General features: G+C 43.3%; 18 protein-coding genes, 1 pseudogene and 1 riboswitch. Of the genes and pseudogenes, 8 read left to right on the top strand and 11 right to left on the bottom strand.

The genetic code is table 11. The features are described 5' to 3' along the window. Positions 1-117 precede the first annotated feature (117 nt). From H532_RS0101130 to pepT, 5 genes are all read left to right on the top strand, one after another. A complete protein-coding gene (locus H532_RS0101130; protein ID WP_027723929.1) occupies positions 118-549 on the top strand; it encodes a hypothetical protein in 432 nt (143 codons plus the stop codon). 339 nt (positions 550-888) lie between these two features. Further along, positions 889-1,653 (top strand): glycerophosphodiester phosphodiesterase, encoded by a 765-nt coding sequence (locus H532_RS0101125; RefSeq protein WP_027723928.1) that lies wholly within the window; start codon positions 889-891, stop codon positions 1,651-1,653. A 65-nt stretch (positions 1,654-1,718) separates the two neighbouring features. After that, positions 1,719-2,912 (top strand): SLC45 family MFS transporter, encoded by a 1,194-nt coding sequence (locus H532_RS0101120; protein ID WP_027723927.1) that lies wholly within the window; start codon positions 1,719-1,721, stop codon positions 2,910-2,912. A 211-nt stretch (positions 2,913-3,123) separates the two neighbouring features. Then, positions 3,124-4,488, top strand: coding sequence for an MATE family efflux transporter (locus H532_RS0101115; RefSeq protein ID WP_027723926.1), 1,365 nt, complete (start codon positions 3,124-3,126; stop codon positions 4,486-4,488). Between the two features lie 100 nt (positions 4,489-4,588). Further along, entirely contained in the window at positions 4,589-5,821 is a 1,233-nt protein-coding gene (pepT, locus tag H532_RS0101110; protein ID WP_027723925.1) for a peptidase T, read from the top strand. Between the two features lie 160 nt (positions 5,822-5,981). Here the strand turns inward: pepT and H532_RS17525 are convergent, their stop codons facing one another. After that, positions 5,982-8,714, bottom strand: coding sequence for a UPF0182 family membrane protein (locus tag H532_RS17525; RefSeq protein WP_051263067.1), 2,733 nt, complete (start codon positions 8,712-8,714; stop codon positions 5,982-5,984). A gap of 52 nt (positions 8,715-8,766) precedes the next feature. Continuing rightward, positions 8,767-9,612, bottom strand: a complete 846-nt coding sequence (locus tag H532_RS0101100; RefSeq protein WP_027723924.1) for an HAD family hydrolase — start codon at positions 9,610-9,612, stop codon at positions 8,767-8,769. 179 nt (positions 9,613-9,791) lie between these two features. Continuing rightward, a riboswitch (SAM riboswitch) is annotated at positions 9,792-9,899 on the top strand. A gap of 96 nt (positions 9,900-9,995) precedes the next feature. Here H532_RS0101100 and H532_RS0101095 point away from each other — a divergent pair. Beyond that, complete coding sequence (locus H532_RS0101095; protein WP_051263056.1) at positions 9,996-11,126, top strand: 5-methyltetrahydropteroyltriglutamate--homocysteine S-methyltransferase; 1,131 nt, start codon at positions 9,996-9,998, stop codon at positions 11,124-11,126. A gap of 111 nt (positions 11,127-11,237) precedes the next feature. Here the strand turns inward: H532_RS0101095 and H532_RS0101090 are convergent, their stop codons facing one another. The 4 genes from H532_RS0101090 to H532_RS0101070 all read right to left on the bottom strand — a co-directional run bounded on the left by H532_RS0101090 (position 11,238) and on the right by H532_RS0101070 (position 14,423). Continuing rightward, on the bottom strand, positions 11,238-11,639 hold the full coding sequence (locus H532_RS0101090) for an acyl-CoA thioesterase (RefSeq protein ID WP_027723922.1): 402 nt from the start codon (positions 11,637-11,639) through the stop codon (positions 11,238-11,240). After that, entirely contained in the window at positions 11,639-11,821 is a 183-nt protein-coding gene (locus H532_RS20160; RefSeq protein ID WP_155994932.1) for a hypothetical protein, read from the bottom strand. Before H532_RS20160 ends, H532_RS0101090 begins: the two co-directional genes overlap by 1 nt. A 327-nt stretch (positions 11,822-12,148) precedes the next feature. Beyond that, positions 12,149-12,955 (bottom strand): adenosylmethionine decarboxylase, encoded by an 807-nt coding sequence (gene speD, locus H532_RS0101075; protein WP_027723920.1) that lies wholly within the window; start codon positions 12,953-12,955, stop codon positions 12,149-12,151. A gap of 157 nt (positions 12,956-13,112) precedes the next feature. Then, positions 13,113-14,423, bottom strand: a complete 1,311-nt coding sequence (locus H532_RS0101070; protein ID WP_051263055.1) for a uracil/xanthine transporter — start codon at positions 14,421-14,423, stop codon at positions 13,113-13,115. A gap of 123 nt (positions 14,424-14,546) precedes the next feature. On the opposite strand from H532_RS0101070, the gene H532_RS0101065 reads away from it, so the two are divergent. Then, a complete protein-coding gene (locus H532_RS0101065; protein ID WP_027723918.1) occupies positions 14,547-14,756 on the top strand; it encodes a DUF3311 domain-containing protein in 210 nt (69 codons plus the stop codon). Positions 14,757-14,789: 33 nt separating this feature from the next. Continuing rightward, a complete protein-coding gene (gene mctP, locus H532_RS0101060; RefSeq protein WP_027723917.1) occupies positions 14,790-16,307 on the top strand; it encodes a monocarboxylate uptake permease MctP in 1,518 nt (505 codons plus the stop codon). 121 nt (positions 16,308-16,428) lie between these two features. Here the strand turns inward: mctP and H532_RS0101055 are convergent, their stop codons facing one another. From H532_RS0101055 to H532_RS20490, 5 genes and pseudogenes are all read right to left on the bottom strand, one after another. After that, entirely contained in the window at positions 16,429-17,799 is a 1,371-nt protein-coding gene (locus tag H532_RS0101055; protein ID WP_027723916.1) for a GntP family permease, read from the bottom strand. Positions 17,800-17,920: 121 nt separating this feature from the next. Further along, positions 17,921-18,922 carry a 4-hydroxythreonine-4-phosphate dehydrogenase PdxA gene (gene pdxA / locus H532_RS0101050; protein WP_038111257.1) on the bottom strand — a complete coding sequence of 334 codons (1,002 nt, stop codon included), beginning with the start codon at positions 18,920-18,922 and terminating at the stop codon, positions 17,921-17,923. Beyond that, positions 18,915-20,231 carry a four-carbon acid sugar kinase family protein gene (locus H532_RS0101045; RefSeq protein WP_027723914.1) on the bottom strand — a complete coding sequence of 439 codons (1,317 nt, stop codon included), beginning with the start codon at positions 20,229-20,231 and terminating at the stop codon, positions 18,915-18,917. The genes pdxA and H532_RS0101045 overlap by 8 nt, the downstream gene beginning before the upstream one ends. After that, positions 20,228-20,998, bottom strand: a complete 771-nt coding sequence (locus H532_RS0101040) for a DeoR/GlpR family DNA-binding transcription regulator (protein WP_027723913.1) — start codon at positions 20,996-20,998, stop codon at positions 20,228-20,230. Before H532_RS0101040 ends, H532_RS0101045 begins: the two co-directional genes overlap by 4 nt. A 205-nt stretch (positions 20,999-21,203) precedes the next feature. Further along, positions 21,204-21,425, bottom strand: a pseudogene (locus tag H532_RS20490) (hypothetical protein); the annotation flags it as partial.

Raw genomic sequence — 21,425 nt, 5'->3', positions numbered from 1 at the left:
CTGCAACCGTCTTGATGTAGCCCCTTAAACAAATTCCCTATTAGGACAATTTCCCGATCCAAATAGCCGCCATAGGATAAGGATGAGGGACAATGGTCTTTTTGAGGAGGCGATGTGATGTATTGGCCCACTTTCGAGCCTACGGTTTATCCTGGTTATGAATCGAGGGTATATGGATTAGGAAATTTAGGGAATTTGGCACCGCTTCTCGGCATGGGAAGCAACCTGGCCAATTCCATGGGTCATAAGCAGTTAGCCAATGTCATTGGGTCTTTCGGCGGCCTCATGAATCAGTTTAAATCCCTTTTTCCGAACAATCCCGCTAGTACAGGAAGCGCTCAAAGCATGCCGTTTCCTTTCGGATTTGGACAGATTGGGTTTCCTTTTAGTGGTTTCCAAAATAGCGGCAGCCTCTCCTTTAATCCAATGGGCCCCGGACTAACCGGTTTCGCACCGCCGTTTACTGGACCACAAGGAAGCGGTTTGGCAAGTTTTATGCCAACCCTTTTTGGTGCGCCTGGTACGGCGGGAATTCCGGGCTTTTTTTAACCTCTCCTTTCCCGTGCCCTAGGAGGTACGGGGTTTTTTATATGTCAAAAAACTAGGTGCGCTTTTTCAGGATGGACGTTTCATGGTTTTTTTAAATCAAAGCTCACCAAGCCATGCTTAAAAGGGATTTTGGCATTGCAACCAACGGTGTGAAATTCACGCATAAAGATTCGGAATCCTTTTTATGTCATCCTGTGGTGACTATAAAATTCCGCAACCAAAAACATTCTACCAACCTTACGGACAAGGTCTAATCAAAAATTCCCAATTTTTTGTCCAGTATTCTAACAAATCGTATATAATTTAAGAAAGCTGGTTTTTGAGTAAGGGGGGACTAATTTGGCGTTACCCATTATTTTTGCTCATCGCGGCGCATCAGGCTATTATCCCGAAAATACGATGCTTGCTTTTACCAAAGCCGTCGAAATGGGGGCGACAGGCATCGAAACGGATGTCCACATGACAAAAGACGGAAAACTCGTTCTCATTCACGACCACTCCCTTGAGCGAACATGTGGGGTGCGCGGACTTATCAAAGATTTTTATTTAGAGGAAATCAAGCAAATGGATGCTGGTTCATGGATGGATGAAGATTACAAGGGTGAAAGGGTTCCAACATTAGATGAATTATTTGCTTTCGTTAAACAACTGGATCTAGTCATCAATCTGGAGTTAAAGAGCGGCGTCGTTCTGTATCCTGAAATAGAAAAGCGTGTGGGAGAGGCGATCCGTGCACATGACATGACAGAGAGGGTTATTATTTCAAGCTTTAATCACTATTCCTTAGTCGAGCTAAAAAGGCTCGCTCCGGAGATTCCCATCGGCTTGCTTTATAACGAAGCCCTTTTCGAACCGTGGCATTATGCGAAATCCATTGGGGCTAGCGCCCTGCACCCTATTCATTATGCCGTTTTGCCCGAATTCGTACGTGCGGCAAAAAGGGAAGGCATTGCGTATTATCCCTTTACTGTAAACGATCGGAATGAGATGAAGTGCCTTCTTCAATCAGGTGTCTCCGGAATCATCACCGATTATCCCGATCGGTTGGCAGATCTCCTAAAAGAAAAGTCCGAACTTTGTCGTCCATGTTCACCTGAAATATAAAACTTCATTTGCAAATTGAACGGGACATGGACAATTTGATACTTCCTATTTGAGGAGCTGAATGTATGAAGAAAGTATGGTTGCTTGGCTTTGGCTTTTTTAGCATCAGTTTAACTTGGGGGCTGTATAATGCCTTCGTGCCCCTTTTCCTTGATGATTTCATTAAAAGCACGGCACTTATCGGGTTTCTGATGACGGTCGATAATTACTTTGCTCTGTTTATACAGCCTTGGATCGGCCATCGCAGCGACCGGACGGATACGCGTTTTGGAAAAAGAATGCCATATCTTCTAATCGGCATGCCGCTTTCAGCCATATTTTTTGCCTTTATTCCTTTTCACATCAGTTTATGGACCTTGGTTTTATTTATGGTCCTTATGAACTTGTCCATGAGTCTTTATCGCTCGCCGACAGTCTCCCTCATGCCCGACATTACAATGGATGCGAAACGCTCACAAGCCAACGGCATCATCAATTTTATGGGTGGGGTGGGATCTGTCATTGCCTTTAGCATCGGCTCAAAGCTTTATGATATTCATCCATCATTTCCGTTTCTTATGGCCTCAGCCGTTATTCTCCTATCGCTTTGGATCCTTGTAACGAATATTAAAGAAAAGCGGGATGCGGTCGGTTACAGCGTAGCGGAGAAAAGAACAATCCGCATCCGCGGGGAATTGGACCGATCGACAATTTTCTTGCTCGGTGCCATTTTCTTTTGGTTTACTTCCTATCAAGGCATTGAGGCTTTATTTACTTTATACGGCACCCATCACCTAGGCATGTCTGACAGCGCGGCTTCCTTCTCTTTGCTTTTCTTTACTGGGGCCTTCCTCTTGTTTACCTTGCCGAGCGGGTGGCTTGGCGGGAAATTTGGGAAAAAGACAATGATCACTATTGGGGTCATCGGAATGGGGGCATGTTATGCGGCGATGATTTTTATAGACGCTGCGGTATGGCTCAGGCTCTTCCTTGTCATTGGAGGTGTGTTTTGGGCATGCATTAACATCAACTCATATCCGTTTGTCGTTTCAACCGGACGCGAAGCATCTATCGGTACACGAACCGGTTTATATTATCTCGTCTCAGCACTTGCCGCAATTATATCTCCACCGCTCTTAGGCCGACTGATTGACCTCTTTGGCTACACGGTGATGTTCATTTACACAACTTTCGGCATGATCCTAGCCTTGATCTCCATCTTACTCGTCAAAGATAAAGGTCGGACTTCAGCAAAAAAGGAAGTGATTTATGAAGGTTGACCTGCCATGCGTCAACCTTTTTATACTGGTAAGAAGTCTATCATTTTTTCAGTTAGTATAGGATAAATTAAAGGTTCTTCCTTCGCCAAAAAGGCTTGGCAGAGCCAAGTCTCCTTGATGAGAAATACGTCAAAATCTTTTTGTTTTCTTTTCCGAGAGTTAACGATACAATATGTTTATTCTTTTTTAAAATGGCGAAGGGGTTTTCGGTTTGGACAGCAAAAGGACATACCAAGAACAAACACTCTTTGACATCACATGGCCGCTCTTTATTGAACTTTCCTTACACTTAGGCATGGGCATCATGGCGACATTGATGCTCAGTCACTATTCGGATGCAGCTGCCAGCGGCGTAGGTGTGAGCAACCAAATTTTAAACATTTTTATTTTAGTTTTTAATGTCACGGCCATCGGCGGAACGATTCTTATCAGTCAAAGTCTCGGAGCCCAACGACTCGATCACGCCCAAAAACTCTCTTGTACGGTTTTTGGTTTGAACTTTTGGTTTGGTCTCATCGTGAGCGCCATCGTTTTCCTTTTTGGCCGCTTCTTCCTCGGGTTATTTCATGTGCACGGGGCGGTTTATGCGTACGGCCTCACCTTTATTCACATTTCCGGGGCCTCGCTCATTCTTGAATCCTTATCGCTTGCGCTGAGTTCCATTCTGAGAAGCTACGGCTTTACGAAACAACCAATGCTCGTTACAGTCACGATGGATTTAATAAGTATTATTGGCAATATATTTGCGACCACTGGCCCATTCGGCTTACCGGTTACTGGGGTTGTCGGCGTCTCTTGGGCGATGGTTATCGCCCGGCTCTTTGCGGTGCTCGCCCTCTTGTATTTTATCAATCGCCAACTGGCATTGCGGTTTAAATGGACCGATATGATTCACTTAGACAAAAAAAATATACGGGGGCTCCTTGCGATCGGTATTCCTTCGGCTGGGGAAAATTTGTCCTATCAATTATCCCAGCTGGTTATCACAGGCATTGCTGTCTCTGTCGGAGCTGCCGCCTTGGCTGCGAGAGTCTATATAATGAATATCTGCATGATCTGCTATTTATTTACCCTTGCCATTGCCCAAGGCACACAGCTTCTTGTCGCCAGATATGTCGGTGGACGCCAGCATGAAAAAGCCGTGCATCGCGGTCTTAAGACTTTAAAAATTTCCATGCTCGTTTCACTTGTTGTCTCACTTTGTATAGCGATCATTGGTGAACCGGTTCTCAAAATTTTTACGAACGATCCGCAAATCCTTCTGGTCGGTGTTCCTGTCCTTTGGGCTGTTGCGTTTACTGAGCCGGGCCGCGCGATGAATATCGTTTTAATGGGGGCACTAAAATCGACGGGTGATGTTCGCTTTCCCGTCGTCATCGGTATTTTTTCCATGTGGACCTTTGCCGTCGGCTTAAGTTATATTCTTGGTGTGACTTTGGAATTTGGTTTATTCGGCATCTGGATGGCCCAAGGCACCGATGAATGGTTTCGCGGCATTTTTGCCTGGCGGCGTTGGCTCAGCATGCCGTGGTTAAGAAAAACAACCATAAAGCAACATGCCAATCATCCCGCCTAGCTGCGGGTTTTTTCTTAATTATTGATATTGCAGCAACGTTTATCCTGTTTTACCACATAACATGATAAAATAGATCTATCTTGAAGAGGGAGGGTTTCAATTGAAAGAAGAATTGATTCAACGGTTTACCTCTTATGTCAAAGTGGACACACAGTCGAATGAAGAAAGTCAAACCGTGCCATCTACGCCTGGGCAATTGACTTTGCTCCGACAATTGGTGGAAGAGTTAAAAGCGATCGGCATGGAAGATGTATCCATCGATGAAAACGGCTATGTCATGGCGACACTCCCAGCTAATACGGACAAGGAAGTCCCAACCATCGGCTTTTTAGCTCACGTGGATACGGCCACCGATTTCACGGGGAAAAATGTCAACCCGCAAATCGTGGAAAATTATGACGGCCAAGACATCGTTTTAAACGAAGCGCTCAATATCGTTTTGTCACCAAACGATTTCCCGAATCTGAAAAATTACATAGGTCAAACACTGATCACGACGGACGGTACGACATTGCTCGGTGCCGACGATAAAGCCGGTGTTACCGAAATTATGACGGCCATGAACTACTTCATTCAGCATCCGGAAATCAAGCACGGCAAAGTTCGCGTCGCTTTTACCCCAGATGAAGAGATCGGCCGCGGACCGCATCACTTTGATGTTCAAGCTTTTGATGCTAAGTTCGCCTACACCGTTGACGGTGGGCCGCTCGGTGAATTGGAATATGAGAGCTTTAATGCGGCAGCTGCCAAGATTACTTTTAAAGGCAACAATATCCATCCAGGTTCAGCTAAAGGAAAGATGATTAACTCCGCAAAAATCGCTATGGCGTTTAACGACCGTTTGCCGGCTGACGAAGTGCCAGAAAAAACGGAAGGCTATGAAGGGTTTTACCACTTAATTTCTATCAATGGTGATGTAGAACAAACAAAACTCTACTATATCATCAGAGACTTCGATCGGGAAAACTTTAACGCCCGCAAAGAAACGATTCAGAAACTAGTGGCGGAATTCCAAGCCCAATACGGCGAAGATAATGTCATTTTGGAACTCAAAGATCAATACTATAACATGAGGGAAAAGATTGAACCGGTTAAAGAAATCGTCGACATCGCCTCACAAGCGATGAGAAATTTAGACATTGAGCCGAAGATTACACCGATCCGCGGCGGCACAGACGGCTCACAGCTCTCCTTTATGGGGCTGCCAACGCCGAACATTTTCGCTGGCGGGGAAAACATGCACGGAAAATATGAGTACGTCTCCGTTGAAACGATGGAAAAAGCGACCCGAGTCATCATTGAAATCATTAAGCTTTTTGAAGAAAGAGCTTAAATCATACGAAAACCGTCCTCGCAATAAAGGGCGGTTTTTTTTATAGAAAAAGTGAATATTTTGAGTCCAGTCTTTCTAGATTCAAAGAGATTTGTCTACTGAAAACATAATAAAGGGGTGACCTAGAGAGGAACCTGGTTCTTCTAAGTCACCCTTTTTCTTATTGTTGCCCTAAAAGCTTCTCGATTTCATCCATGATCTTGCCGGAATCTTCCCAACGGCCATCCGATACAGCTTTTTTATAGTCCTTAAACAGTTGGGCAAGCTGTTTCAGTTTTTCATTGGCTGTTGTGCTCGTCTCGGTTTTGCCATTCGGCTCTTCCCCATCGTTTTTGCCGGATGGGGGTTCTACCGACTGTTCTGGATCTATAAGGCTTAGCAGTTCATCTAGAGATTGATCCAACGTCGGCTCCATGACAATTTTATCACCATAGGCCACGACAATGCGCTTGACTTCCGGAAGCGATGTTTCATTACTGGACTCAATGTAAATCGGCTCGACATATAAAAGCGTGTCCTCGATAGGGATGACGAGCAAATTCCCGCGGATTACCTTCGACCCGCCTTGGGACCACAGATTCAATTGTTGTGATATTTCACTATTTTGGTTGATGCGGTTTTCGATTTGCTGCGGCCCGTAAATGTTTTTCTGTTTCGGGAAGCGATAAACCATTTTTTCCCCATAGTGCTCTCCGTCATTACGCACGCCGATCCACGCGATCATATTTTGTTTGTTTTTCGGCGTAAACGGCATCATGAGAATAAATTCTTCTTTGTCTTCTCCAGGAAGTTTCATCGTCACATAATACGGCTCCATCGTCACGTCTTCGTTATAGTATTTTTCAGTCGGAAACTGCCAATAATCTTCCCGGTTATAGAAAACTTCCAGATTTGACATATGATACGTTCCGTACATCGCTGCTTGAATCTTAAACAGCGTTAAAGGATAACGGAAATGCGCTTTAATGTCGGCGGGAATCTTGTCGGTAAATAATTCCGGAAAAATGTTGCGATATGTTTTTAAAATGGCATTATCCGGTTCGACTACATAAAATGTCACCTTGCCAGTATAAGCGTCAATGACAGCTTTTACAGGATTGGCGATATAGTTTAAATCATGTGAAAATGGTTCTGAATACGGATAATTTTTTTCCGTTAAATAAGCATCGACAATCCAAACTAAAGTGCCATCATCTCTGACTACTAAATACGGGTCTTCATCATAAGTGAAAAACGGGGCAATCCGTTCCAACCGATCCATGATATTGCGTGTCTCAAGCAATTGACTTTTCGCGGAAATTTGGTTGGAAACGAGAATTCGTAAATCCCCTTCCTTCAAAGCGAAGAGGACGCGATTGAGCCCTGTAAGCGGAATGCCAGCCTTTTCTTTATAGGTCGTGTTGACATTCGTTTCGCCGGACGGATAGTCAAACTCACGGACATTGCTGTCGACGACGACACTATCATAGTTTTCTTCGCCAAAATAGATTTGTGGACGGGTGACCTTTACACTTCCTTTCGGCGGCAAGTTTTCCACCATATATTTGGGTTGGCCTTGTTCTGTAATTTGATTGACATGGCTCATGCTAATGCCGTAGCCGTGCGTGTAACGAAGATTTTTATTCACCCATGTTTTCGCTTGGTCCGGCAAATCGCCGGTGCTCAGTTCACGCGCACCCACGAAGACCTGCTGATATTTGCCATCAACCATGTACCGATCAATATCAACATCTTTAAATTGATAGTACGTACGGAACGTTTGCAACTGATTATAAACATCGATCAGCGGCCGGGCATCGTTAATGCGAATATTGCTTACGGTCAGTTCGTTGCGGTCGAGCATCTCTTTTGAAAGCGTTAGGTTACCGGGATGCTGTTTTTCTTTGATGTGATTTAACTCGTATGCTGTCTTAGTAAAATCAAGATTATGCTTTAAATACGGTTTTTCTTTACTAAACTCATTCGGTGAGACAATAAACTGTTGAACGACTAAGGAAGCAACAAATCCTATAATTGCAAGGCCGACGTATGCCGCCACTGGTGTAAAGAATTGCCGAAGACTCTGTTTTCGTATGGCGATGATCATCCATACAGCACCAATTATGGAAAAAGCGGCTAAGACATACTCAACCGGGATATTGACCCAACGATCCGTAAAACTCAAGCCATAAACAGCACTTTTTTGAAAAAGATTGACCTTATCTGTCAACAACGTCTCGAAAACGTCTAATATGTGTTTGCACGCTAAAAAGACGCCCGCTAGGATAAGATTGACCGCAAGATGACCCTGTGCCCGCTTGCTTCTGAAGATTAGCTGTGTGAAGACATACGCCAAGGTTTCTAAAACAAGAATAAAAAGACTTAACCCAATCAATAAATTGTCAACAAACTTTAAAAACGGCAGTATAAACAGATAAAACGAAATATCTAAATGGAAAAATGGGTCCACCTGATGGAAAGGCGTTTGGTGGAGAAGTTTTAACCATCTTTGCCAACCGAACCCTTTGGCCATGCTGCTGCCGAGAAGGCCAAATAGGACGGAGAGAAGGGCGATGACCCAAACCATTTTCCTCGTCGAAACGACGAGCGGTATTTTGTTGTTTAATAAAGGATCTTTCGTATATGTCCGCCATATACCAAATAACGTGATAAAAAGCGCCCCGGAAAACAGCAAAAAGCCGATCACACCAAGAAGCACTTTGGACATTAATACGGTTATGTAGACTTCCGAATAACCGACCGAGTTCATCCAGATGTAATCTGTTATCAGGCGGATAATGGTCCCTCCAAAAGAAAGGACAAGGAAAAGCAAAATGAGCCAAATGATGATTTTAATCGGTTTCCTTCCGCCAGTCGCTTCACTTTTTCCGTGCCAAAATTTTTTTAATACCAAATGCACACACCTCTCCCAGAGCAATTTAATTATTTTACGATAGGGCAAGCCGTCAGGTTTCAACAGCCATTCTTCTTAAAACCGCAACGATGGCTTCCGGATGCGTGACGACAACATCGGCTTGATGTTCCGGCGAAAGCTCATGGGTATTGATAAAGAGCGTTTTCACGCCAAGTTTTTGCACAGGATAAATCTCGTTGACCCAATTATCACCAACACTTAGAATTTCCCCATATTCAACCGCAAAGGCCTCTTTAATGGCTTCAAAATGCTTTAAGGTTTGCGCCGGTTTCTTGCCATTGAAAATCATTTGGTCAAAAAGAGCATCCAAATCGAGCTTCCGTAAAATCGCCCGGCTGTCCGGTTCCGGACTGTTTGTTAATAAAACAAGTTTATTCGTCGTACGTAATTTTTCCAATGTCTCCTTGAGTCCAGGGATTTTCTTCATCGTAAAATCGGGACTCATCATGTAGCGCCTTGTCTCAAGAAAAGCCTCATGGCAAGCGTCAAAATCCAAGCCGTAATGATAGGCTATCGGAACGGGCACCCACCAAAAATCGCCGATGCTGATCTGTCTTTCATTATCAATGACAAGCGGCTCCGGATATAACCACTTAACCCGCTCCTCCGGTATTTTATAGCCGTTCCATTCATAAGCCTCGGTTACGATTCGATCGCAATGAACAAGGATGAGGTCATGGAGGACATCATAGACCCGACCAACCTTAATCACATGTTTTTTCTTCTCGGCCGCCCGATAATCTCTTATAAAATCATCTTGTACATCTTGAGGAAGCCTTTCCTTCAGCCGTTCCGCATAATACGCAAAATGACTGGTTTCCGAATAGAGCGTCCCGTCTAAATCAAACACAATAACCTTGATGTTTTGTGCATTCAAGAGATCCTCTCCTTAAAAAGAGCATAACATCACATCTTTATTTTCAAACAAAACAGCATCTATTGCAATACTTTCCTGAAGGTTAAACAGCTAAACAACTTAAAATCAGCGCTTCAAAATTAACTATTGACAACCGAAAGCAAAAACTGAATAATGAATATACTTAAATTATATGATTTACCTTATCCAGAGTGGTGGAGGGACTGGCCCAATGAAACCCGGCAACCCCTGCGGAAAGCAGGACGGTGCTAATTCCTGAAGAGCCCAACGGCTCTTGAAGATAAGGCGGAGTGAACGACCATCAGGCTCTTCCTTATCCAAGGAAGGGCCTTTTTTACAACCGAAACACCCGCCAATATTAAAAAAGGGAGAGGGATGAACAAATGAGCGAATTAAAAATCAATCAATTCCCAGAAGCTAGAAAACGGACGAAGCCCCCGTTTCGCTTCGACCACGTCGGCAGCCTTTTAAGACCAGAACGGCTAAAAGAGGCGCGCCAGCAAAAAGCGGCGGGTGTGATCACTGCAGAACAATTACGGGAAATTGAAAACGAAGAGATTACGCGAATTGTTGCAAAACAAAAGGACATTGGTCTTTTGGCGGTGACCGATGGAGAATTGCGCCGTGCTTGGTGGCACTTCGACTTTTTGGAAAACTTAGTCGGGGTCACAGGTTATGAAGCCGAGCGCGGGCTCCAGTTCCATGGGAAGGAGACGAAAACACATGCCGTGAAAGTCACGGGAAAACTCGATTTTAACGGACACCCCATGTTGGAGGATTTTAAATTTCTTTTAAGCCAAGCTGGTGACAGAATCGCCAAAATGACCATACCGAGTCCGAACATGTTGCGCGTGCGGGCGGCAGGTATTTCGGATATTTATAAAGATGAAGATGAATGGACACATGATTTGGCAGAAACGTACAGAAAAGCCATTCGTGCTTTTTATGAGGCAGGATGCCGTTACCTGCAAATTGACGATACCTCTTGGGGGCTGTTTTGTTCAGAGGAACATAAAGAACAGCTGCGCGCAGCCGGCAGAGACCCGGAAAAATTAGCTGCGCGATGTGCCGAAACTTTGAATGAGGCGCTCAAGGGACGGCCGGAGGATTTAACCGTCACGATGCATATTTGCCGGGGCAACTTCCGCTCGACTTGGATCTATTCTGGAGGCTATGAGCCCGTTAGCGAATATATTTTCAACATCGATGTAGACGGATTATTTTTAGAGTTTGATTCGGATCGCGCTGGTGGTTTTGAACCATTGCGTTTCGTTAACCGAAACGATTTGCAAATCGTTTTGGGACTCATTACTTCAAAATACGGGGAATTAGAAAATCCCGATGTTGTAAAGCGCCGGGTGGAAGAAGCCAGCCGCTTTGTCGACATCAACCAATTGTGTTTAAGCCCGCAATGCGGGTTTGCCTCCACCGAAGAAGGCAATCTCGTTAACGAAGAACAACAATGGGCGAAGCTCCGCCACGTTGTGGAAATCGCAGAATCCATTTGGAAGTAAAAATTTCAAAGGTTGACAGAAAAATCAGGGGTCATGCTTCATTCATCCAATTGAATCGGCCGCAAAACATGCGGACCATGGTGAGCGCAAGACCCCTCATCCGTCAACCTCTTAGCCTTTTTCCACAAAATATTTTCTCAGCGCATCCGGGACTTCCCTGCTTTTGCGCGTCGCCACATCCATCGTCACGCTGGTGACAAGGGCGTCCGCACAACATTCACCCTTTTGATTATAGATTTCCTGACGCAGGACATAGCTTGTGCGTCCGACTTTTTCCGGACGGGTTTTAATCGTTAAACGGTCATTTTGCACGCATTCTTTGCGGTAGTTAATATTGATATTGACGGTCACCGTTTGAATGCCCATTTCAAGAAACGTTTGATAATCGAGGCCCGCTTGTTCATACCATTCTTCGCGTCCCCATTCTAAATACTCGAGGTATTTAGCGTTGTTCACATGACCATTGACATCAATTTCCGTCGAACGAACCACAATTTCTAATTCTGCTTCCATCATCCATCCCTCTCAGCCAATGTTGGGCGTGTCTTCATCCATTCGTCTTTCCAGATGGATTCATTTAAATCAGGATAAACTGATGAAACAAGAGCGAATGTCTCTAGCGATGGATATGCCTGAGGTTTTTTCGTTTGGTTGACAGGCACTGGCATCGCCATGCTCTTTTCTCGTAAATCCATCGGTTCACCTTTCCCCGTCGAAGCGAAAAAAATGCCGATATTAAAGCTTCCGAGTATATTTTATAGTATTAACTATTATAGCATAAAGCGCGCGGATCTCGGTTTTCGTAAAACAGGCGATTGTAACGGATATTTATGGTTGTTAAGACTTAAAATAAAAAAACGCCCTGCAAAGTTGTGTTATCATCATTTCCTTTTGACCATATGTTCTTCCTGGAATTCTTGCGCCCTTTTAATAAATGAAAAATGCCACCGGTCACTTTACTTTGACAAACCCCATATTTTTCATATGCAAGAAAAAGTGCCGCAAGCAGTGGCTTCCGGCACCTAATTAATATTTTTCCCGTAAAAAATTTCATCCATTTCCGTACGCAGTTTTTCCGTAATCACTTGCTGCTCCTCTTTTGATAAAACATCCTTTTTATATCCGAAAAGGTAATTGTTTAAATCAAAATTCTTAAGTTTACATTTTGTATGGAAAATATGCTCCTGATAGACATTAACATCAATCATTTGGTATAACTTCTTCACATCATCCGGGATGTAATTTTGGATCGAGTTGATCTCATGGTCAATAAACAATTTTTTGCCATGCTTATCCCGGGTGAAGCCGCGCACCCGATAATCAATGGTCATAATATCCGTATCAAAAGAGTAAATGAGATAATTCAGCGCCTTTAAAGGTGAAATTTCCCCGCAGGTGGAGACGTCGATGTCCGCCCGAAACGTGCTGATGCCCTCATAAGGATGATATTCAGGATACGTATGTACAGTTATATGACTTTTATCCAGTTGGGAGACGACCGATGTTGGCAGCGGTCCCGGCGTCTCCTCTCGGGTGTCGGTGGGAACTTCCACTACCGGACCTTCGGAAATGAGGAAAGTGACGCTAGCCCCTTGAGGGACATAATCTTGCTTGGAAATATTCAAAACGTGTGCACCGATGATGTCCGCCACATGATTTAAGATCTCCGTCAATCGGTCTGCATTATATTGATCATCGATATATTCGATATACGCCTCGCGTTCTTCTCTGGTTTTCGTATAACAAATATCGTACATATTAAAACTTAAAGATTTTGTCAGATTATTAAAGCCGTGTAACTCAATACGTCCTATCGATGACTGTTCCATCCAGACATCCCCCCTTTTCAAGAGGATGCCCCGTTAAGCCGAAAATATGAAAACCCACAAACTTGCGAAAATATTCCTTGATATGAAAAAGATCGTCTACACCACCCATTTCTCTTGATCTAGCTCAAGCCGAGAAAGCGGCAAGTTGCAACCGTTTTTATATGGTTTCCTTTTGTATAGCTTCCTGTTCGCTAAAGCGGTCCCAATGAATGAAGTTTTCTAAAATGACCGCCAATAAAATGCCCATCAATAAGCCGTTTGATAGTAACGGCCGGATTAAAGCCGGAAGCCCTGCAAAGACCTCACGCGGCAGATTCATCAACGCGATGCCAAGTAATGTTGGGGTGGCAATGCGATAAACGGTTCGAAAATCAAAAGTCATGCCGCGAATGTTCTTCAAAGCCGAACCGAACAGTTGTAAATAGGCAACAAATAAAACGGCATCACCAACGCTTTCGGGGAGCGTCGAAAAAAATGCCCCTAGAACCGGAATCGCACCCAGGAGAATAAACAACCCCGCCCCGAGCATAAAGGGAACACTTTCCTTGATGCGTGTGGAATATAAAAAGCCCAAGGAAGATGTATAGGGGGCATATGGGACAAGACCGAACAAGCCACTAACAACCGAATTAAATCCGGTTAAAACAAAAGAACGTCGATATTGGCGGTCCGTCACAGGTTTTTCGTAAAAGACCTCAGCTTCCTTCAGGGTCGCGACAGTATTCGTCGTATTGATCAACCCGGCAAGTATTGCGGTGAGAATAATCCCAATGTTCCAATGCGGACTTCCCCACGGCCATAAGTCAAAAAGCGATGAAGCATGAGCGGCTGTTTCGGTTTTTGCATCGGCAAACAACAAACGAAAAACCACCCACCCGACAACAATGCCAATTAAAAGAGCAAAATGACTTATCAGACCTTTTCCTTTAATCATCAACAAGATGACCAAAAGGATCAAAAGCACCGAAAGCCCCGCCGTCGGCAAATGGATCCGTGCGTGGTCATTAAGACCAAGCATTCCTTTGAAAAAAATGGTGATCAACTGCGTTGCCAGCAAAAATAAAAAAACGCTCATCACAACGGGCGTAAACCATTTTTTTAATAGCCGGCCCATACCTATTGCCCCGAGGATGGCAATGAGAATCCCGCCAAAAATGATGCCAATGGATAGCGAGCCCCCTAGCTCATTATAAGATTCGGGCGGATAAGAGACCGCAAGTCCAAGAATGACGCCCCACCATAAACCCGATTGGCCCTCCATCAGTGCCAAACGATGACCCAAGAGCGCCTGCAGAAGGCAAGCGATTCCAGTATATATAAAAGACCTTTGCACGGCACCCGCAATGTCAGCGTCCGACATCGCTAAAGCACCGCCAATGGATAACGGGATGACAACCGTGTTCGTAAACATAAACAAAAGCCATTGACAGCCTCCGAAAAGCGTTTTTGACATCATTTGTGTGCCCATTTCTCTCCCTCCCAAACTATTATTCATTATAATATAAATTCCGTTAATTGGGTAAAAATTCTGTATTGACAATGTTCATGGACAATGGGAAAATTTTTGATAACGGAAGAAAGGAGGATTGCAATGAAAGAAGAAAATAGCCAAAAAAAGAAGTCTAATTACTGGTACCTCTTGTTGCTCGTCTCGTTCATCGCCATTACTTGGCCGGGGCTGTACGCTTTCGACGAGCCGCGGTTATTCGGGATTCCGTTCTTTTATTGGTATCAAATGTTAATGGTCCCAATCTCAGCTCTTTTAACCGGCATCGTTTATTTCAAAACGAAAGATGAGTAATCGACATTTATCAAGAGAGAGGAAGGTTAGCGGATGAACTGGACGGCACTGACCGTATTTATTATCTTTTTTATCTTTGTAACCGTTCTCGGTTTCTATTCCGCCCGCTGGCGGCGCGGTGATTTAAACCAATTAAATGAATGGGGTTTGGCTGGCCGCCGCTTCGGAACGGTCATTACCTGGTTCTTGCTTGGTGGTGACCTTTACACGGCGTATACCTTTATTGCTGTGCCCGCCTTAATGTTTGGCGCCGGTGCCATGGGCTTTTTTGCTGTTCCTTATACCATTCTTATTTACCCATTTGTCTTTGTCGTCATGCCTCGATTGTGGTCGGTTTCCCGCAAACACGGTTACATCACCGCTTCCGATTTTGTGCGGGGCCGTTTTAACAGCCGTACACTGGCTTTGGCTGTGGCCATTACGGGGATTCTCGCCACCATGCCTTACATCGCCTTGCAACTTGTCGGCATGCAAGCAGTCATTCAAGCCATGGGCTTTCATGGCAGCGGACTCGTCGGTGAGCTTCCGCTGATTATCGCCTTTGCCATTTTAGCACTTTATACGTATTCGAGCGGTCTTCGCGCCCCTGCATCCATTGCCATCGTCAAAGATCTTATGATTTATATCACTATTCTCGTTGCCTTTTTCTACATTCCATATAAACTTGGCGGATTCGGTCATATCTTTGATGCAGCGCAAGAAGCCTATGCTGCGAAAAATCCCCCAGGCTCGATGATCCTGACTTCACAATCGTTTTTCGCATATGGATCGTTGGCATTGGGGTCGGCACTGGCGTTATTCTTATATCCCCATTCACTCACAGGGGTATTAAGTTCCAGCAGCCGCAACACCATTAAGAAAAACGCTGCGCTTTTGCCAGCCTATTCTTTGGTGCTCGCATTCCTGACTTTGCTCGGCATGATGGCTTTGGTTGCCGGAGTTAAAGTCAATTCTGCTAATGACGCCGTTCCGCAATTGTTTTTAGCGATGTTTCCTGATTGGTTCAGCGGTTTTGCCTTTGCCGCCATTGCCATTGGCGCGCTCGTACCGGCTGCCATTATGTCCATCGCAGCGGCCAACTTATTTACACGAAATATTTATAAAGAATATATTAACCCCAACTGCACTGACCAACAGGAATCTAAAATGGCTAAACTTGTGTCTTTAGTCGTTAAAGTCGGCGCCTTGGCCTTTATTATTTTCCTGCCGCTCGATTATGCGATTAACTTGCAATTGCTCGGGGGCATATGGATTTTGCAAACATTCCCGGCCATCATCATCGGTTTGTACAACAACTGGTTCAACCGTTGGGCGCTGGTGCTCGGCTGGCTCGTCGGCATGGTTTCTGGGACCTACATGGCCTTTGCAGCGGGATTAAAATCAACATACGCCCTGCATTTATTCGGTTTCACACTCCCGGGATATGCCGCCATTTACGCCCTTGTGCTTAACTTTGTCGTCGCCATCGTGCTCACCTTCGTCTTTAAGGCGCTCGGCATGGAAAACGGCAAGGACGAAACCGTTAAAGAAGACTATCTCACGGCATCTTAATACAAAAGCCGAGGGACTACTTGATCCCTCGGTTTTTCTATATCACCGTGACCAGCTGACTTATTTTTCTTGAGAAAGGTTTATTATGATTACAGGAAAGTTAATTAGATTACATTCATTCTTAACCAATAAAAACATTTAGGACAAGTAGCATAATGAGTGAAGTTAACCAGGCAAGTGTTGTAGGAACAGACCATGTTAAGATTTGCTCTTTGACATTTTTAATACCTAACATTCTATTAACTACCCAGAATAAACTGTCGTTAAAATATGAGAATACCATGGCACCCAAACAAGCGGCTTGCGCTGCCAATGCCATATTGACATCCATTTCCGCTAAAATCGGTGCGGAGATCGAAGCACCCGTAATCATAGCCACGGTTCCACTACCTTGAATTAAACGTACGAGTGTAGCAATAATAAATGGAATTAATATTGCTGGCAAATGAATGTTTGCAATTTGATGCGCGATAAAATCACCGCTACCGCTTACGCGAAGTACATTACCCAAAGCGCCGCCAGCACCTGTAACAAGAAGTATAATACCGGCAGATTGAATACCTTCTTCCATTCTTTCAAGCGCCTCAGATTGTTTGACATGTCTATAAAGTCCATAAATTGCAAATATTAAGCCGATACCGACCGCAATAACCGGATTCCCGATGAAAGTAAGATAATCATATACCCCACCAGTAAGTTTTAATGCGGATATTAAAGTGTTAATGAATATTAAGATGATCGGAACAAAAATTGGCAGAATTGATAGAGTCAATGATGGTAAATTCTTAGATTCCTTTTCTTGTAAATATTCTTCTACTGTGATTTGTTTTTCCGGCCTAACAAAACCTAAACCACTTTCATCAGGGAGCTGATAAATTTTCTTTCCCACCCATTTTGCATAGATTACGCCAACAATAACAATCGGTATCGCTAAAATCATACCCCATAGAATCATTAAACCAACATCAACTTTAAAAATACCTGCTACCCCCAACGGACCCGGAGTCGGCGGTACTGCATGGTGCGTGGCAACTAGACCAACAGCTAAAGCAACACCCAAGGAGATAACTGATTTCCCTGTTTTCTTTGAAAGCGCTTTAACAAGTGGGGATAAAATAATGAAAGCGGAGTCAACGAAAATCGGGATTGATACAATATAACCTGTAATGGCCAACGCCCATTCTTCTTTACGCTTTCCAAGTACTTTTACAATAGAATATGCCATTCTTTCAGCAGCACCCGAAACCTCCAAGATACGCCCCATCATTACACCAAAACCGATAACAATACCAATAGATCCAAGTGTGGAACCGAAGCCGTCGGTTATGGCTTTAACAACTTCCGGAGCTTTCATGCCACCTATTAAACCAGCTACAGACCCAGAAATAATGAGTGCTAAGAATGCGTGAACCTTTGTTTTTAAAACCAACAAAATAAGCAGTACAACACCAATTACAAGACCAAGAATCATTTGAGAACCTGATAAAGGCATTATTTTTTTCCTCCTTTTTTCCCCTTATGGTTTTTATAGTTTATTTTTAAAGAGATTGACCCATAAGGGGGTATGCCCCCCAAGCTTACGAGTCAACCTCAGATATCTAATTAATAATCAATTAGTAAAATTTAGGACCATATTTTGCGGCTAACTTTATGCATTCTTCCATACTGGTACTTGAAGCGATATTTTTACCTGCGATATCGAAAGCGGTACCGTGGTCAACTGAGGTGCGAAGGAATGGCATACCGTTTGTAAGAGAAATGGTTTTTTCAAAATCAGCCATCTTCGCCGCAATGTGCCCTTGATCATGGTAAAGAGAAAGAACAGCATCATAATTTCCGAGCATGGCTTTATGGAATACAGAGTCTGCTGGAACTGGACCTACCGCATTGATTCCATCGGCAATCGCCTTTTCAATACCCGGTTTAATTTCCTCTATTTCTTCAAAGCCAAACAAACCGTTTTCACCGCCATGCGGGTTTAAGGCTGCAACAGCGATGATAGGTTTTTCAACACCTAAACGTTTTAGTGCCGCTTCACAGCGAACTAAGTAATCATATACTCTTTCTTTGGTTATTTGGGTAATCGCATCTTTGAGCGATAGGTGTCGAGTTAAAAAGAAGATGCGCAAATTTTTGACCTCAAACATGGTTAATGGATCTTCCGTATTGGTTAATTCCGCAAAAATTTCAGTGTGACCAATGAATGGAACCTTCGCCGCTTTTAAAGATTCTTTGTTTATCGGTGCCGTAGCGACAGCAGCTACTTTTCCTTCCTTGGCCAAATTTATTGATTTTTCAATGTACTCATAAGCAGCTTGACCACATTGCGCTTGTACGGTTCCCCACTCAAGAGTGTTCATATCCAAATTATCCAATGAAATCACATCGATGGTTCCATGCTTGTATTGGCCTTCCGATGGCTCAGAAATTTCATTAATAGCAAGGGAAATATTGGTTACCTCTAGAGCATTTTTTAGAACAGCTGTATTCCCAATAACAACTGGTTTGCAGATATCATAAATTTCCTTTTTGTCCAATGCCTTAACCGTAATTTCAGGCCCAATACCTGCAGGGTCACCCATAGTTACTGCTATGAAAGATCTTTCGTTAATCATTTAAAACAGCTCCCCTTTGACTTAAAATTTTTGTTTGTAAAAATTTAACGCTCTCATAAATAGCTCGATTATCCCCAATCATGCCACCCTTTGTGACTATATGAAGACCGTTTAGATGACCTCCAACCAATCGCCCATATGCAGCGAGAGGCAATACCTCATCTAATAACTCAATACCATTGGCTCTTCCAACAGCACATAGAGATGCGGTAACATCACCCCCACTTGTAAAACACCCACTAATTTCAAATGAAGAAAGCTCTATAATTTTGCGGGTAATGACTGCAAGACCATCCGTAATTCTCTTTGCCAATGCATCCTCAGAAACCTGCTCTGATTCAGCCAATTTTCTTAAGTCAATAATCTTATTTTTTGGATTATGGGTAGTAACTACTAATATGGATTGCGATTTAAGAGCTTCAAGGCCTTCATTTATTGCCCTATCAACTTCTTTCTGCCAACTGTCACTATAACTGGCTAATTGATTTGGATCTACATACACCGGACTAGCATTAGTTTTAGCTAGTAAATAATGGATTTGGTGACCGGTTAAGGAAGTCACGCTTCCAATCGTCACTAACAGCTTTTGTTCTTCAACCTTTTGATGTAAGTAGCATTTTGCATAAAAAGCTGTTAAGGGGCCAGGGTCAACAGGAACCATCATTTTATCATCAAAACTTGCCATAGCATGTGCAATAGATTCTATTTGCTCGTCGTTCACAGCATCACAAACGATCACTCGTATTCCGTTATCCATCTGCTTTCGAAGTTCTTTTACGATTGCCTGGGCACCTGCTAAAATAGTGTCCAAAGAAATTAAACCGACTTTATATTCGCTTTGGTCTTTGATGATGGCTGGAACATAAGACTTCGTAATGGGTGTAATCGGATCGTTTGCAACGTCAGTGTCTTGAACCGGAACACCGCCCACAAGTAAATAGCCGCCCGTTGTAATCCTCCCGGAATCAGGAAAGGAAGGAACAACAATTGCTATGGCGCTTTCACCTAACTCATCCAGAACAGCATCAATTTCGACACCTATATTGCCACGTATTGTACTATCTATTCTTTTGCAAAATACTTTTGTGTTCCATTCTTTAAAATCACTGATAACCTTTCGAACGCGTTTTTTTGCGATTTCTTTTGCTACATATCGGCTGTCTGTATCTACACAAATGGCATCGTATACATTTGATGAAGGAAATGGGGCATCTCGGACGACAGTTGCTGTTTTAAACCCTTGTTTTGCAAGCCGCACACCGGTTGCATTGGCACCCGTTAAATCATCAGCTATAACTCCGACCTTCATTTCCCTCCACTTCCTTCGATGTGCAAAATGACTTCCCTTTCATATCGTTTTCTTTCATCCTCACTTAAACCTACATCGGTAATTATTCCTTCTAATTTTGAAATCGGGCAGATAGAGGAGAATGCTTTTTTGCCAAACTTGCTTGAGTCAGCAAGTAACCAAGTTGTCTCTGCAGCATTCATCATTAACTGTTTTATTAATGATTTTTCTAGAGTCGGGGTTGAAACTCCGAACTGTAAATCGACCGCATTTGCACCCAAGAAAAATATTTCAACGTGTGTATTTTCTAAAAAGTGGATAGTAGGTCCGCCATATAATGCACCAACATTGTTTTGCAACTCACCTCCAGTTACTATGACATGTAAATCGCTTTCAATTAACTCTGCAGCGATTTTTATATCATTCGTCACTACAGTTAAATCACTTCGGAATTTTAAGAGTTTTGCTAACTCAAGTGTCGTTGTACCAGAGTCTAAAATAATACGTGAATTCTTAGGAATAAGTGAAACTGCCCGTTGGGCTATTGCTTTTTTTTGTTCAAGATTCTTACCTTCTTTAAACGAATAGGGCAATTCCCTTATTAACGATTCGGGAGATATAGCACCACCATGGGTTCTTATAACTTTCCCGAGTTTTTCAAGTTCAGCTAAATCTCTCCGAATGGTCATGGTGGAAACATCAAGCCTTTTTGCTAATTCCTCAATATCTACCTTTCCGTATTTTATTATTTGCGCTTCTATCCAATTACGACGTTCCAACGGTAGCATTTTTCATACGCTCCCATTTTCTATTTGTTTATTTTTAACATAATTACTGTTACATTATGTTTCATTTGTTCGTTTATGTCAATTATAATTTAGAAGTTTGATGCAGTCAAGTTTTTGTGGGCATTTTTTTGTACAATAAAGTTTGAATTATTTTGTAAGCGTTTACTTCTCCCCTTAGTTTTGCTTTATTTGAATAACCATCCTTTTAAAAACCAACCAATCCTTTTAATGCATGATAAATGGGTGTGCCTGATGATTGCTTTAGATAGGCGATATTATCCCGTGTCAAATGTACAGCTTGTTTTTTATATCTTTTATGCAACGATCGTTGTATACGGTCTGAAGCTTGTTGTTCCTGAGCTGTTTCCCAAAGTCCAACCAGCGTCTTTACGGTTAGTTGATCTTTAAGGGCGATGATCATTTTGGT

Source organism: Tuberibacillus calidus DSM 17572, assembly GCF_000430685.1.
Lineage (GTDB): Bacteria > Bacillota > Bacilli > Bacillales > Sporolactobacillaceae > Tuberibacillus > Tuberibacillus calidus.
This window is presented reverse-complemented; position numbering and strand designations above follow the sequence as displayed.